This window comes from Nevskia sp. (genome assembly GCF_021732705.1).
Classification (GTDB): Bacteria; Pseudomonadota; Gammaproteobacteria; order Nevskiales; family Nevskiaceae; genus Nevskia.
On the sequence record NZ_JAKFUM010000003.1, the window covers coordinates 36,675 to 49,594 of the forward strand.

General features: G+C 66.9%; 12 protein-coding genes. 4 read left to right on the forward strand and 8 right to left on the reverse strand.

Features of this window, described 5'->3' with window-relative positions; translation table 11 throughout:
- Window positions 1–160 precede the first annotated feature (160 nt).
- The gene (gene speD / locus QZ951_RS02545) at window positions 161–955 is read right to left on the reverse strand and encodes an adenosylmethionine decarboxylase (RefSeq protein ID WP_292998231.1); all 795 of its coding nucleotides are present in this window, start codon (window positions 953–955) and stop codon (window positions 161–163) included.
- Between the two features lie 14 nt (window positions 956–969).
- Between speD and QZ951_RS02550 the strand changes: the two genes are divergently transcribed.
- Window positions 970–1,206: a hypothetical protein gene (locus tag QZ951_RS02550; RefSeq protein ID WP_292998233.1), complete on the forward strand. Its 237-nt coding sequence runs from the start codon at window positions 970–972 to the stop codon at window positions 1,204–1,206.
- 52 nt (window positions 1,207–1,258) lie between these two features.
- Here the strand turns inward: QZ951_RS02550 and QZ951_RS02555 are convergent, their stop codons facing one another.
- Window positions 1,259–1,687, reverse strand: a complete 429-nt coding sequence (locus tag QZ951_RS02555) for an OsmC family protein (protein WP_292998235.1) — start codon at window positions 1,685–1,687, stop codon at window positions 1,259–1,261.
- Window positions 1,688–1,767: 80 nt separating this feature from the next.
- On the opposite strand from QZ951_RS02555, the gene crp reads away from it, so the two are divergent.
- Window positions 1,768–2,427, forward strand: a complete 660-nt coding sequence (gene crp / locus QZ951_RS02560) for a cAMP-activated global transcriptional regulator CRP (RefSeq protein WP_292998236.1) — start codon at window positions 1,768–1,770, stop codon at window positions 2,425–2,427.
- A gap of 51 nt (window positions 2,428–2,478) precedes the next feature.
- Here the strand turns inward: crp and trpC are convergent, their stop codons facing one another.
- The 3 genes from trpC to QZ951_RS02575 are packed head-to-tail and all read right to left on the reverse strand — an operon-like array spanning window position 2,479 to window position 4,939.
- Window positions 2,479–3,273, reverse strand: coding sequence for an indole-3-glycerol phosphate synthase TrpC (trpC, locus tag QZ951_RS02565; RefSeq protein ID WP_292998237.1), 795 nt, complete (start codon window positions 3,271–3,273; stop codon window positions 2,479–2,481).
- A gap of 21 nt (window positions 3,274–3,294) precedes the next feature.
- A complete protein-coding gene (gene trpD / locus QZ951_RS02570; RefSeq protein WP_292998238.1) occupies window positions 3,295–4,332 on the reverse strand; it encodes an anthranilate phosphoribosyltransferase in 1,038 nt (345 codons plus the stop codon).
- Between the two features lie 16 nt (window positions 4,333–4,348).
- A complete protein-coding gene (locus QZ951_RS02575; protein WP_292998240.1) occupies window positions 4,349–4,939 on the reverse strand; it encodes an aminodeoxychorismate/anthranilate synthase component II in 591 nt (196 codons plus the stop codon).
- A gap of 340 nt (window positions 4,940–5,279) precedes the next feature.
- Between QZ951_RS02575 and QZ951_RS02580 the strand changes: the two genes are divergently transcribed.
- Window positions 5,280–6,935, forward strand: coding sequence for an NAD(P)/FAD-dependent oxidoreductase (locus QZ951_RS02580; protein ID WP_292998242.1), 1,656 nt, complete (start codon window positions 5,280–5,282; stop codon window positions 6,933–6,935).
- Window positions 6,936–7,041: 106 nt separating this feature from the next.
- On the opposite strand, the gene QZ951_RS02585 is transcribed toward QZ951_RS02580, so the two are convergent.
- The 3 genes from QZ951_RS02585 to rpe form a co-directional block, all read right to left on the reverse strand.
- Window positions 7,042–7,884 (reverse strand): alpha/beta hydrolase, encoded by an 843-nt coding sequence (locus QZ951_RS02585; RefSeq protein ID WP_292998244.1) that lies wholly within the window; start codon window positions 7,882–7,884, stop codon window positions 7,042–7,044.
- Between the two features lie 13 nt (window positions 7,885–7,897).
- Window positions 7,898–9,346: an anthranilate synthase component I gene (trpE, locus tag QZ951_RS02590; protein ID WP_292998246.1), complete on the reverse strand. Its 1,449-nt coding sequence runs from the start codon at window positions 9,344–9,346 to the stop codon at window positions 7,898–7,900.
- Window positions 9,347–9,515: 169 nt separating this feature from the next.
- Window positions 9,516–10,208 (reverse strand): ribulose-phosphate 3-epimerase, encoded by a 693-nt coding sequence (rpe, locus tag QZ951_RS02595; protein ID WP_292998248.1) that lies wholly within the window; start codon window positions 10,206–10,208, stop codon window positions 9,516–9,518.
- 405 nt (window positions 10,209–10,613) lie between these two features.
- On the opposite strand from rpe, the gene katG reads away from it, so the two are divergent.
- On the forward strand, window positions 10,614–12,803 hold the full coding sequence (gene katG / locus QZ951_RS02600; protein ID WP_292998250.1) for a catalase/peroxidase HPI: 2,190 nt from the start codon (window positions 10,614–10,616) through the stop codon (window positions 12,801–12,803).
- Window positions 12,804–12,920: the final 117 nt, after the last annotated feature.

Genomic DNA, 12,920 nt, shown 5'->3' on the forward strand with positions numbered 1-12,920 from the left:
GGCAGTTAATTAGTTCTACGCGGGTGTTTTGGCGATTCGGGCGGGAATCGTGGCCATTCGTCGAGCTTGGATACGCAAGCGGCCATTTGGAAAGCATTTTCGGCCATGAAAAAGCCCGCCAGAGGCGGGCTTCGGGAGGCGTCGGCAGCGCGAAAAACGCTCAGCGCTGGATATTGCGTCCGTAAAAGATTTCCATGATCTCGTGATCGACGCGCTCGCGAATGCGCTTGGCTTCGCGCGGCGGCAGTTCGGAAACGCCTTCGCCGAACAGGTAGGTGTCGAGATCGAGCTGCTTCAGGCGCATCTTCGTGTGGAAGATGTTTTCCTGATAGACGTTGACGTCGACCATGTCGTACTTGTCCTTCACTTCGCGCGACAGGAAGTTCTGGATCGAGTCGATCGTGTGGTCGATGTAGTGCTTCATGCCGCGCACGTTGCGGGTGAAGCCGCGCACGCGGTAGTCGCAGATCACGATGTCCGACTCGAAGCTCTTGATCAGGTAGTTCAGGGCCTTCAGCGGCGAAATCTTGCCGCAGGTCGAGACGTCGATGTCGGCGCGGAAGGTCGAGATGCCGGCGTCCGGATGCGTTTCCGGATACGTGTGCACCGTGATGTGGCTCTTGTCGAGATGCGCCACGACCGAATCCTTGTGCGCGGCCGGCGTCGGCAGGCCGTCGAGATGGCCTTCGGAAATCAGCATCGTCACCGACGCGCCCTGCGGATCGTAGTCCTGGCGGGCCACGTTCAGGATGTTGGCGCCGATGATGTGCGCGACCTCGGTCAGGATCGTGGTCAGGCGCTCGGCGTTGTAGGCCTCATCGATGTATTCGATGTACTCCTGCTGCTGCTGCGCGTTGCGGGCGTAGCAGATGTCGTAGATGTTGAAGCTCAACGACTTGGTCAGGTTGTTGAACCCGAGCAGCTTGAGTTTCGGATTGTTCGTGGGCTTTGCCAACGTGCATCTCCCGGTTGGGCGAATCGCCAATCAAACCCGTCGCCGAATCGCGAAGGGGCGACATTATCCATCAAATTTCGCCGAAGTTCGTGACCGCTGGAAGACAGCCGCCGCCGCTGATCGAAAATCCCGTGCTCGCGATGCCCGACAAGCTCGCTGCCACATCGTGCTGCGGCGTCTTTGGCATGGTGGCGTCAGCCGCGGAGAAGCGCAGCGAAAGCGGCGAAAAGCCGCGCTTTTGCCCGGCTTGAGTGCCTGCCGGCGTGCGCTTTCCGCGGGATCGCCAAAAGCCGCCGCGTTTCCTCAGCTTGCCGCTTCGGGATCGCGCACTTCGTAGCCGTGCGTGATCTCGGCGGCCTTGCCGAGCATGATCGACGCCGAGCAGTACTTCTCGGCCGACAGCTGCACCGCGCGCTTGACGTGATTGTCCGACAAGCCCTTGCCGCTGATGACGAAGTGCAGGTGTATCTTGGTGAACACCTTCGGATCGGTTTCGGCCCGTTCGCCGTCGACGCGGACTTCGCAGCCCGACACCGGCTGCCGCGCCTTCTTCAGGATCTGGACGATGTCGACCGCGGAGCAAGAGCCGACCGACATCAGCATCAGCTCCATCGGTCTCGGCCCGAGATTGCGTCCGCCGATCTCGGCCGGACCGTCGACGACAATGGCATGACCACTGCCACTTTCGGCTATGAAAACCGCGTTCTCGTGCCACTGGACTGTTGCTTTCATGGGATTCCCCGGGGTGTCGGCGAGCTGTGATATTTTCGGCCGGAATCTTACGCCGCAGCCGCAAGACAAGCTGGCGCGGCATGACTGACAGGGGGATCGCAGTGCTCGAAAAAGCCGCCGTGCAGGCCTTCATCAACATCGCGCACAAGCGCGGCTACCCGCCGAAGCAGACCATCGTCCATGCCGGGGCCGAACCGCAGTCGCTGTTCCTGATCGTGTCGGGCTCCGTCAGCGTGCTGGTCGAGGACGAGGACGGCCGCGAAATGGTGCTGGCCTATCTCAACGCCGGCGACTTTTTTGGGGAGATGGGTCTGTTCCCGGATCAGCAGGTCCGCACCGCGCTGGTCCGCACGCGCACCGCGACCCTGCTGGCCGAAGTCAGCTACACCGCGTTCCGGGCCTTCGTCCGCGAACAGCCGGACATCATGTTCGAAGTCGCCGGCCAGCTTGCCGCGCGCCTGCGCGACACGTCCGGACGCCTGCGCGACCTGACCTTTGTCGATGTCGCCGGCCGCCTGGCCCGCACCCTGATGGAACTGGCTGCCCAGCCGGACGCCAAGCAGCACCCGCGCGGCACGCTGGTGAAGGTCAGCCGTCAGGAAATCGCCCGCATCGTCGGCTGTTCGCGCGAAATGGCCGGACGCGTGCTGAAGAAGCTCGAGGAAGACGGCGTGGTGCAGTCGCAGGGCCGCAGCATCATCGTGCTGTCGACCGGACGGCTGGCCAAGGCGAAGGGCTGAACCGGACGCGCCGCACCCGGCCGAAGCCGGGCTGACCGCGCCAGATTGGCGTCAGCCGATCAGCGCCGCCAGCGCGTCGCCCGGGCTGGCCTTGCGCATCAGCGATTCGCCGATCAGGAAGCGCCGCACGCCTGCGGCCAGCATCCGCTGCACGTCCGCCGGTTCGCCGATGCCGCTTTCGGTGACGACCTCGGTGCCGGCCGGAATGCCGTCGAGCAATTCCAGCGTCGTTTCCAGCCGGGTCTCGAAGGTCCGGAGATTGCGGTTGTTGATGCCGAGCAGCACCGGCTGCGAGAAGCTCAGGCCCAGCATCGCGTCGCGTTCCGCGCGGTCGTGGACTTCGACCAGCACGTCCATCTCCAGATCGTGCGCGACCTGCGCCAGCTCCGCGAGGCGGGCCGGGGCCAGTGCCGCGGCGATCAGCAGCACGCAGTCGGCACCGATCGCGCGGGCTTCGATGATCTGGCTTTCGCTGATCAGGAAATCCTTGCGGATCACCGGCAGCGGGGTGTGCTGGCGCGCTTCGACCAGATAGTCGTCATGGCCCTGGAAGAAGTCGCGGTCGGTCAGCACGCTCAGACAGGCGGCACCACCGCGGGCGTAGTCCTCGGCCAGCCAGCCGGGATTGAAGTCCGCGCGGATCAGGCCCTTGCTCGGGCTGGCTTTCTTGATCTCGGCGATGACGCCGGCGCCGCGTTCGGCCGCCGCCGACAGCGCCCGGATGAAGCCGCGCGGGGCCGGTTGCGCGAGCGCGATGCGCTCGAGATCGGTCAGTCGCACGCGCGCTTCGAGGGCGGCGATCTCGACCTGCTTGCGGTCGAGGATGGTCTGCAGGATGTCGCTCATGGCGCGTTCAGGAAAAAGGAATCAGGGCGCGCCGGCTGCGCGGGTGGCGGCGACGTAGGCATCGAGCCTGGCCCGCGCCGCGCCGCTGCCGATGGCGCCTTTCGCGCGGCGGATGCCGTCTTCGATGGTGCTGGCGACGCCGGCGGCATAGAGCGCGGCGCCGGCGTTGAACGCGACGATGTCGCGCTCCTGTCCGGCGCGGTTGTCGAGCGCTTCGAGCAGGCGCTGCTTCGAGTGCGCGGCATCGTCGACGCGCAGGTTGCGGCTGGCCGACATCTTGAAGCCGAAGTCTTCGGGATGGATGTCGTACTCGCGCACGACGCCATCGTTCAGCTCGCCGACGAGGGTCGCCGCACCGAGCGAGATCTCGTCCATGCCGTCGCGGCCCCAGACCACCAGCGCGCGCCGGGCGCCGAGCTTCTGCAGCACGCGAACGAGAATGCCGACGAGGTCCGGATGGAACACGCCCATCAGGATGTTCGGCGCGCCGGCCGGGTTGGTCAGCGGCCCGAGGATGTTGAAGATCGTGCGCACACCCATCTCGCGGCGCACCGGGGCGACGTTCTTCATCGCCGGGTGATGCAGCGGCGCGAACATGAAGCCGATGCCGGTGGCTTCGAGGCAGGCGGCGACCTGATCGGGTGCCAGCTCGATCCGCGCACCGAGCGCTTCGAGCACGTCGGCGCTGCCGGATTTCGACGACACGCCGCGGTTGCCGTGCTTGGCCACCTTGGCGCCGGCGGCTGCGGCGACGAACATCGACGCGGTGGAGATGTTGAAGGTGTTGGCGCCATCGCCACCGGTGCCGACGATGTCGACCAGATGGCGGTCGGCGTCGCCGCCGGGTGTCGGCACGGTCAGCGCGAACTCGCGCATCACCTGGGCGGCGGCGGCGATCTCGCCGACGGTCTCCTTCTTGACCCGCAGGCCGGTCAGGATCGCCGCGGTCATCACCGGCGAGACCTCGCCGCGCATGATCTGGCGCATCAGCCCGATCATCTCGTCGTGAAAGATTTCGCGATGCTCGATGGTGCGGGCGAGGGCTTCCTGCGGGGTCATGCGTGGCGTGCTCGCGTCAGGTCCAGTTCGTCAGGAAGTTCTTCAGCATCGCGTGACCGTGTTCGGTCAGGATCGATTCCGGGTGGAACTGTACGCCTTCGATCGGCAGGTGCCTGTGGCGCAGGCCCATGATCTCGTCGACCGAGCCGTCCGGCCTGACCGTCCACGCGGTCGCTTCGAGCGCGTCCGGGAAGCCGTCGCGGTCGACGATCAGCGAGTGGTAGCGGGTGGCGGTGAACGGCGACGGCAGATCGCGGAACACCGAGCTGCCGTGGTGGTGGATCGGGCTGGTCTTGCCGTGCATCACCGAGGCCGCGCGGCGCACGGTGCCGCCGAAGGCCTGGCCGATCGACTGATGGCCGAGGCAGACGCCGAGAATCGGCACCGCGCCGGTCTTGCCGAGCCGTTCCAGCAGTTCCAGGCAGATGCCGGCCTCGTTCGGGGTGCACGGCCCGGGCGACAGCACGATGTGGCTGGGCTTGAGCGCCGCGACGTCATCGACCGTGATCTGGTCGTTGCGGTGGACGGCGACCTCCGCCCCGAGCTCGCCGAAATACTGGACGAGGTTGTAGGTGAAGGAGTCGTAGTTGTCGATCATCAGGATCATGACGGGCCTGCAGGTGTGTCGTTGTGGCCGCACCGGGCGGTGCGGGTCCCATCTCGGCCGCGGCGCAACGGCGCGCGGCAGCGGTCACTCAGGGAAAACGACGCCAGCGGGTCATGACGGGGAGATCGAACAGGAGGCAGGTGGGCATTTTAGCTGGCCGCCGCCGTTCGCGGGGGCCGCCGACGGCTGGAACATCACCGGGCTGTCAGGGCATGATGCGGATACAGACCGACCGTTCAGTTGCGCGTCCCGAAGAGGCTCCGTGCAGGTCGGCCCGACCATAAGAAACCCGACAGGCGCCTGCGCTGCGCCGGACCATCGCGACAATGGAGGAAACCTGATGTCTACCGCTACGCAATCCGCGCCATCCGCCCCCGCAGCGGCCGGAGTTCCGCAGTTCGATGCCGTGGTGATCGGCGCTGGCGTCGCCGGCCTTTACCAGACCTATCGGCTGCGCGAAGCGGGCTTCAGCGTGCAGGCCTACGAGGCCGGGTCCGCGGTCGGCGGCACCTGGTACTGGAACCGCTACCCGGGCGCGCGCTTCGATTCCGAAGGCGAGATCTATCAGTACTGGTTCTCGAAATCGATGTACGCGAACTGGAAGCCGTCCGAGCGCTTCCCGGCGCAGCCGGAGACCGAGGCCTGGCTGAATCACGTGGCCGACCAGCACGATCTGCGCAAGCACTACCGCTTCAGCACCAAGGTCACGAGCGCGATCTACAACGAGGCCGGCAAGTTCTGGACGGTGACCACCGATCAGGGCGAGACCGTCACCGCGCGCTTCTTCGTCAGCTGTGCCGGCATGCTGTCGGCGCCGCTGGAAAACCGCTTCCCGGGTCAGGACACGTTCAAGGGCCGCATCTTCCACACCGCGCGCTGGCCGCGCGAGGAGATCGACTTCGCCGGCAAGCGTGTCGGCGTCGTCGGCACCGGCGCCACGGGCATCCAGGTGATCCAGACCCTGGCGCCGAAGGTCGGCCAGATAACGGTGTTCCAGCGCACGCCGCAGTACATCATCCCGATGCGCAACCCGAAGCTCGACGCGGCCGACTGGCAGAAGCAGTCCGACCGCTTCGACTACCTGCGCGCGCGCGTGCAGACCACGTTCAGCGGCTTCGAGTACGACTTCGAGAACGGCGCCTGGCACGACAAGACGCCGGAAGAGCGCCGCGCGGTGTACGAGCACTACTGGGCCTACGGCTCGCTGGCGCTGTGGCTGGCCGCGTATGCCGAAGTGTTCTTCGACGAGACCGCGAACGACGAGTTGTCCGAGTTCGTGCGCGAGAAGATGCGCGCGCGCCTGAACAACGATCCGTACCTGTGCGACAAGCTGATCCCGAAGAAGTCGGACTACGGCTTCGGCACCCATCGCGTGCCGTTGGAAAGCGGCTACCTCGAAACCTTCCTGCGTCCGAACGTCAAGCTGGTCGACTGCCGCGAATCGGCGATCGAGCGGGTGGTGCCGAACGGCGTGCAGATGAAGAACGGCACGGTGCACGAGGTCGACATCCTGATCCTCGCCACCGGCTTCGATGCCGGCACCGGTGCCTTGACCCGCATCGACATCCGCGGTCGCGGCGGTCGCTCGCTGAAGGACGACTGGGGCAAGGACATCCGCACCGCGATGGGCCTCGGCAAGCATGGCTATCCGAACCTGTTCACCACGGCCGCACCGCTGGCGCCATCCGCCGCGCTGTGCAACATGACCACCTGCCTGCAGCAGCAGGTCGACTGGATCGCCGACTGCCTTATCGCGCTGCGCGAGAAGGGCGTGCAGGAGATCGAGCCGACGCTCGAGTTCGAGGACGCGTGGGTCCAGCACCATGACGAGATCGCGAACATGACCCTGCTGACCAAGACCGACAGCTGGTACATGGGCTCGAACATCGAAGGCAAGCCGCGCCGGCTGCTGTCGTACTGCGGCGGCGTCGGCGTCTATCGCGGCAAGTGCGACGAAGTGGCGGCGAAAGGCTATGAAGGCTTCGCGATGAGCTGAAGCGGGTCTGGGATTGACCGAAGCGCGTCCGGCAACGGGCGCGCTTTTTTGATGCGTGCGCGAAACGGTCGACGCCGGGACGGTGCCCGTCGACACCGGCCGGAGGCTAGCCCGGCAGCCGGCGCAGGAAGGCACTGACGCCGTCGTTGAACGCGTCGTTGCGGTCGCCGGCGACCATGTGACCGGCGGCGGCGACATCACAGACTTCCAGATGCGGCGTGTGGGCGCGAAATTCGGCGATGCCGTCGTCGCTGACGATGTCGCTTTCCAGGCCCCGGACCAGCAGAGTCGGGATGGTCAGTCGGGCGGCCGCTTCGTAGAGCTTTTCGGCGAAGCGCGGCGGTTCCGACACGGCCTGCGAATTGGCGACGAACGCCGGGTCCCAGTGCCAGTGCAGGCGGCCGTCCGCGCGCCGTCGCAGGTTCTTCATCAGCCCGCTCGGATCGCGCGGCCGGCGGCGCTGCGGGTAGTACGCGGCGACGGCATCGGCCGCCTCGTCGAGCGTGGCGAAGCCGTCGGGTCGGGCGCGCATGAAGGCGATGATCCGCTCGGCGCCTTCCGGATTCAGTCGCGGCACGACATCGACGAGGATCAGCGCGCGGGCCACGCCGGCGTCGGCCGCCGCGATCAGCGAAGCGGCGCCGCCCATCGACGCCCCGACCAGCACCGGCCGCGCGGGCAGCGTGGCGGCGATCCCGGCGATGTCGGCCGCCAGCCGCTCGATCCGGTACTGGCCGCTCGGCGACCAGTCGCTGTCGCCGTGGCCGCGGGCATCGACATTGATCACGTGATGACCATCGGCCACCAGCCGCCGCATCGCCGCGCCCCAGGAATGCCGGGTCTGGCCGCCGCCGTGACTCAGGATCACCGCCGGTGCCGACGGATCGCCGCCAACGTCCGCCGCCAGGCTCAGGCCATCGTCGGTGACGTAGCGGCGGAGCGTGGTCACGGCCGCCGTGGCCTCAGCGCGGCGAGGGCGGGCCGACGACGTCGGCGACGGCGCGCATCACCGCCCGGGCCTTGTTGACGGTCTCGTCCCACTCGGACTGCGGCACGGAATCGGCCACCACGCCGCAGCCGGCCTGCGCGTGGACCTGTCCGTCCTTGATCACGGCCGTGCGGATGGCGATGGCCATGTCCATGTTGCCGTCCCAGCCCAGATAGCCGACGGCGCCGCCATAGATGCCGCGGGCAACGGGTTCGAGTTCGTCGATGATTTCCATCGCGCGGACTTTCGGCGCACCGCTGAGGGTGCCGGCCGGGAACGTCGCGGCCAGCGCATCCAGCGCATCGAGCCCCGGCTTCAACTGGCCGGTGACGTTCGAGACGATGTGCATCACATGGCTGTAGCGCTCGACGATCATCTTCTCGGTGAGCTTCACCGAGCCGGTCTGGGCGACGCGGCCGACATCGTTGCGGCCGAGGTCGATCAGCATCAGGTGCTCGGCGATTTCCTTCGGATCGGCCAGCAGATCGGCTTCAAGCGCCTTGTCTTCATCCGGCGTCTTGCCGCGCACACGGGTGCCGGCGATCGGGCGCACCGTCACTTCGTTGTTCTCGGCGCGCACCAGGATTTCCGGGCTGGAGCCGACGACATGGTGATCGTCGAGGTTCAGGCAATACAGGTACGGCGACGGATTCAGGCGGCGCAGCGCACGGTACAGGCTCACCGGCGGTGCGGTGAACGGCGCGCTCATCCGCTGCGACGGCACCACCTGCATCACGTCGCCGGCGGCGATGTAGTCCTTGATCCGGCCGATGCCCTGCTTGAACGCGTCTTCGCCAAAACCGGAGACGAATTCCGCTGTGGCCTGCGGTGCGACCGGGACATTCGGTGCCGGTTGCGCCAGCAGCGCTTCGATCTCGTCCAGCCGGCGGCGGGCGCGGGCCTGATCGGCGGGCGAGGCGGCTTCGGCATGGACGACCAGAGTCAACGTGGCGCGCAGCGCGTCGAACACCACGAGTTCGTCGGAGCGCATCAGCAGCACGTCCGGGGTGCCCAGCGGGTCGGGCGGAACGGTTTTCCCGGGCGCTTTCAGGCGCGGCTCGAACAGGCGCACGCACTCGTAGCCGAAGTAACCGACGAAGCCGCCGGAGAAGCGCGGCAGCCTGTCGTTCGGCGCCACGCGGATGGTCGCGGCGTGGTCGCGCAGCCAGCCGATCGGGTCCGCGGGCTCGACCGTGCGGGTGACCACACCATCGACGCTGACCGTGATCGTGTGGCCCTTGATCCGGAGAATCTCGCGCGCCGGCAGGCCGATGAACGAGTAGCGGCCCCAGCGCTCGCCGCCGTGCATCGATTCCAGCAGATAGGTGTACGGGCGATTGCCCAGCTTCAGGAAGGTGCTGACCGGCGTATCGAGGTCGCCGGGAAGCTCGCGCGTCAGCGCGACATGCGTGTAGTCGGACATGAATTCGTGAGGCGTCAGGCGAGAGGGGTGAGGCGAGAACGGTGCAGCAGCCGAGGACAGCGCTTCAATTCAGCGCCATCGCCACCCGAACTTGCTTCCGATTGCCATCCGTCGTCGCATTATCGCCTCACGCCTCACGCCTCACGCCTCACGCCTCACGCCTCACGCCTCACGCCTTGGCGATCTCGGCCCGCATGGCCGCAATGGTAGCCGCGTAGTCCTGGGTATTGAAAATCGCGGAGCCGGCGACGAAGGCATCGGCACCCGCTGCGGCAATCGAGCGGATGTTGTCGACCTTCACGCCGCCGTCGATTTCCAGCCGGATCTCGTGGCCGGTCTCGGCACGGTGCTGGTCGATCAGGCGGCGCGCCTCGCGCAACTTGTCGAGCGCGCTCGGCAGGAAGCTCTGCCCGCCGAAACCCGGGTTGACCGACATCAGCAGCACGATGTCGACCTTGTCCATCACGTAGCGCAGATGGTCCAGCGGCGTGGCCGGATTGAACACGAGCCCGCTCTTGCAGCCGGCGTCGCGGATCGCCTGCAGGCTGCGGTCGACGTGCCGGGTCGCTTCCGGGTGGAAGGTGACCGAGGTGGCGCCGGCCTTGGCGAACAGTTGCGCCAGCGCATCGACCGGCTCGACCATCAGGTGCACGTCGATCGGAGCGACGATGCCGTACTTGCGCAGCGCTTCGCAGACCATCGGCCCGATCGTCAGGTTCGGCACGTAATGGTTGTCCATCACGTCGAAATGGACCCAGTCGGCGCCGGCGGCCAGCACCTTCGCGGTGTCGTCGCCCAGACGGGCGAAGTCGGCCGACAGGATGCTGGGGGCAATGACGGGCGGCAGCGGCGACAGGCTCATGTCTGATCCGATTGGGTGATGGCGAAGTCCCGGGAATCTATCAGATTCTTGTCTGCCGCCCGGCCCGATGTTCCTGCTCGCGGCAGCCGGTGACGAAGGGGGTGGAAATAGAATTTGAAAATTCAAAAGATAAAAAGCATTGCCTTTACCAATTGATCGGGACTGTCCAGAATGCCGGCCAACAGGGATTCATCGACATCTGCCTCGCCCCGGTTCGTATCGATTGGAAAACCGCCCGAAACCGAAGGGCCGGCGAGGCAATCCAAGCGACGAGTCGTTGCAGCATGTGAGCACCACGAGCAGGTCGCAGCACCGCCGGCAGCACCGCTGGCTGGTGCTGCGTGAATCCGGGACCGGCGCTTGATCCGGTCGACAATCGCCAGCCAGCAGCATCAGGAGAACACGATGACCATCGAACAGAAGTGCCCATTTTCCGGCGGCGCGCCGAAACCCACCGTTGCCGGCGCCCGCAGCAATGCCGACTGGTGGCCGAACCAGCTGAACCTGAAGATCCTGCATCAGCACGCGCCGAAGTCGAACCCGCTCGGCGAAGCCTTCAACTACGCCGAGGCGTTCAAGCAGCTCGACCTGCATGCCGTGGTCAAGGACCTGACGGCGCTGATGACCGATTCGCAGGACTGGTGGCCGGCCGACTACGGCCACTACGGTCCGTTCTTCATCCGCATGGCCTGGCACAGCGCCGGGACCTACCGCATCGCCGATGGCCGCGGCGGCGCCGGCTCGGGCGAGCAGCGCTTCGCGCCGCTGAACAGCTGGCCGGACAACGGCAACCTCGACAAGGCCCGCCGCCTGCTGTGGCCGATCAAGCAGAAGTATGGCCAGGCGCTGTCGTGGGCCGATCTGATGGTGCTCGCCGGCAACGTCGCGCTCGATTCGATGGGCTTCAAGACCTTCGGCTTTGCCGGTGGCCGCGAAGACGTCTACGAGCCGAGCGAAGACATCTACTGGGGCCCGGAAGCGGAGTGGATGGGCGACAAGCGCTACACCGGCGACCGTGAGCTCGAAAATCCGCTCGGCGCGGTCCAGATGGGCCTGATCTATGTGAATCCGGAAGGCCCGAACGGCAAGCCGGACCCGGTGGCGTCGGCGCGCGACATCCGCGACACCTTCGCCCGCATGGCGATGAACGACGAGGAAACCGTGGCACTGGTCGCCGGTGGCCACACTTTCGGCAAGGCACACGGCGCGGCCGACCCGGGCCAGTACGTCGGTGCCGAACCGGAAGGCGCGGCGATCGAGGAGATGGGCCTGGGCTGGAAGAACCGCTTCGGCACCGGCCGTGGCGGCGACACCATCACCAGCGGCATCGAGGGCGCGTGGAAGCCGAATCCGACGACCTGGGACAACGGCTACCTCGAAACGCTGTTCAAGTACGAGTGGGAGCTGACCAAGAGCCCGGCCGGTGCCCACCAGTGGACGCCGAAGGGCGGCGCCGGAAACGGCACCGTGGTCGATGCCCACGACCCGTCGAAGTTCCACGCCCCGATGATGACGACGGCCGATCTGGCCTTGCGGGCGGACCCGGCGTACGAGCAGATCTCGCGCCGCTTCCTCGCCAATCCGCAGGCATTCGCCGATGCCTTCGCCCGCGCCTGGTTCAAGCTGACGCACCGCGACATGGGCCCGATCGCCCGCTACCTCGGCCCGCTGGTGCCGAAGGAAGAGCTGATCTGGCAGGACCCGGTGCCGGCACCGACCTATTCGCTGATCGACGCGTCCGACATCGCCGCGCTCAAGTCCAAGGTGCTGGCTTCGGGCCTGTCGATCCCGCAACTGGTGTCGACGGCCTGGGCCTCGGCCTCGACCTTCCGCGGCTCGGACAAGCGCGGCGGCGCCAACGGGGCCCGCATCCGGCTCGCGCCGCAGAAGGACTGGGAAGCGAACGATCCGGCCGAACTGGCCCGGGTGCTGGCCGCACTCGAAGCGATTCGCGCCGAGTTCAACGCCGGCGGCAAGTCGGTGTCGCTGGCCGATCTGATCGTGCTGGCCGGTTCGGCGGCGGTGGAAGCGGCGGCGAAGAACGCCGGCGTCGACATCGTCGTGCCGTTCGCGCCGGGTCGCACCGATGCCACGGCGGCGCAGACCGATGCCGAATCGTTCGCGGTGCTGGAGCCGGTGGTCGATGGCTTCCGCAACTACGCCCGCAAGGGGGTCAAGGCCTCCACCGCCGAGCTGCTGGTCGACAAGGCGCAGCTGCTGACGCTGAGCGCACCGGAAATGACCGTGCTGGTCGGCGGCCTGCGCGTGCTGAACGCGAACACCGGTCGCGCGCCGCATGGCGTGTTCACCCGGCGCGTCGGAACCTTGAGCAACGATTTCTTCGTCAACCTGCTCGACATGGGCACGGCCTGGCAGAAGTCGACGTCGGCCGACGGCGTGCTCGAAGGCCGCGACCGCGCGACGGGTGCGGTGAAGTGGACGGCCACCGTCGTCGATCTCGTGTTCGGCTCGAACGCGCAGCTGCGCGCCATCGCCGAGGTCTACGCCGCGGCCGACGCCCAGAAGAAGTTCGTGACCGACTTCGTGGCCGCGTGGACCAAGGTGATGAACCTCGACCGCTACGACCTGAAGTAACCCGCCGCGGCCGCTCGGGGCGGCGTGACACGAAGGCCGCCGGATTCGTCCGGCGGCTTTTTTGCGGCCCGGCGGTCCGCGCAGGCAGGCGCCGGGGGCCGCGCCAATGGCGAATGC

Excerpts from the sequence above, each read along its gene's own strand:
- trpD (WP_292998238.1), bottom strand. The coding sequence starts at position 4,332 with ATGACCCCGCAGGAAGCCCTCGCCCGCACCATCGAGCATCGCGAAATC.
- crp (WP_292998236.1), top strand. The coding sequence starts at position 1,768 with ATGACTGACAGGGGGATCGCAGTGCTCGAAAAAGCCGCCGTGCAGGCC.
- katG (WP_292998250.1), top strand. The coding sequence starts at position 10,614 with ATGACCATCGAACAGAAGTGCCCATTTTCCGGCGGCGCGCCGAAACCC.
- rpe (WP_292998248.1), bottom strand. The coding sequence starts at position 10,208 with ATGAGCCTGTCGCCGCTGCCGCCCGTCATTGCCCCCAGCATCCTGTCG.
- QZ951_RS02555 (WP_292998235.1), bottom strand. The coding sequence starts at position 1,687 with ATGAAAGCAACAGTCCAGTGGCACGAGAACGCGGTTTTCATAGCCGAA.
- trpC (WP_292998237.1), bottom strand. The coding sequence starts at position 3,273 with ATGAGCGACATCCTGCAGACCATCCTCGACCGCAAGCAGGTCGAGATC.
- trpE (WP_292998246.1), bottom strand. The coding sequence starts at position 9,346 with ATGTCCGACTACACGCATGTCGCGCTGACGCGCGAGCTTCCCGGCGAC.
- QZ951_RS02580 (WP_292998242.1), top strand. The coding sequence starts at position 5,280 with ATGTCTACCGCTACGCAATCCGCGCCATCCGCCCCCGCAGCGGCCGGA.
- QZ951_RS02575 (WP_292998240.1), bottom strand. The coding sequence starts at position 4,939 with ATGATCCTGATGATCGACAACTACGACTCCTTCACCTACAACCTCGTC.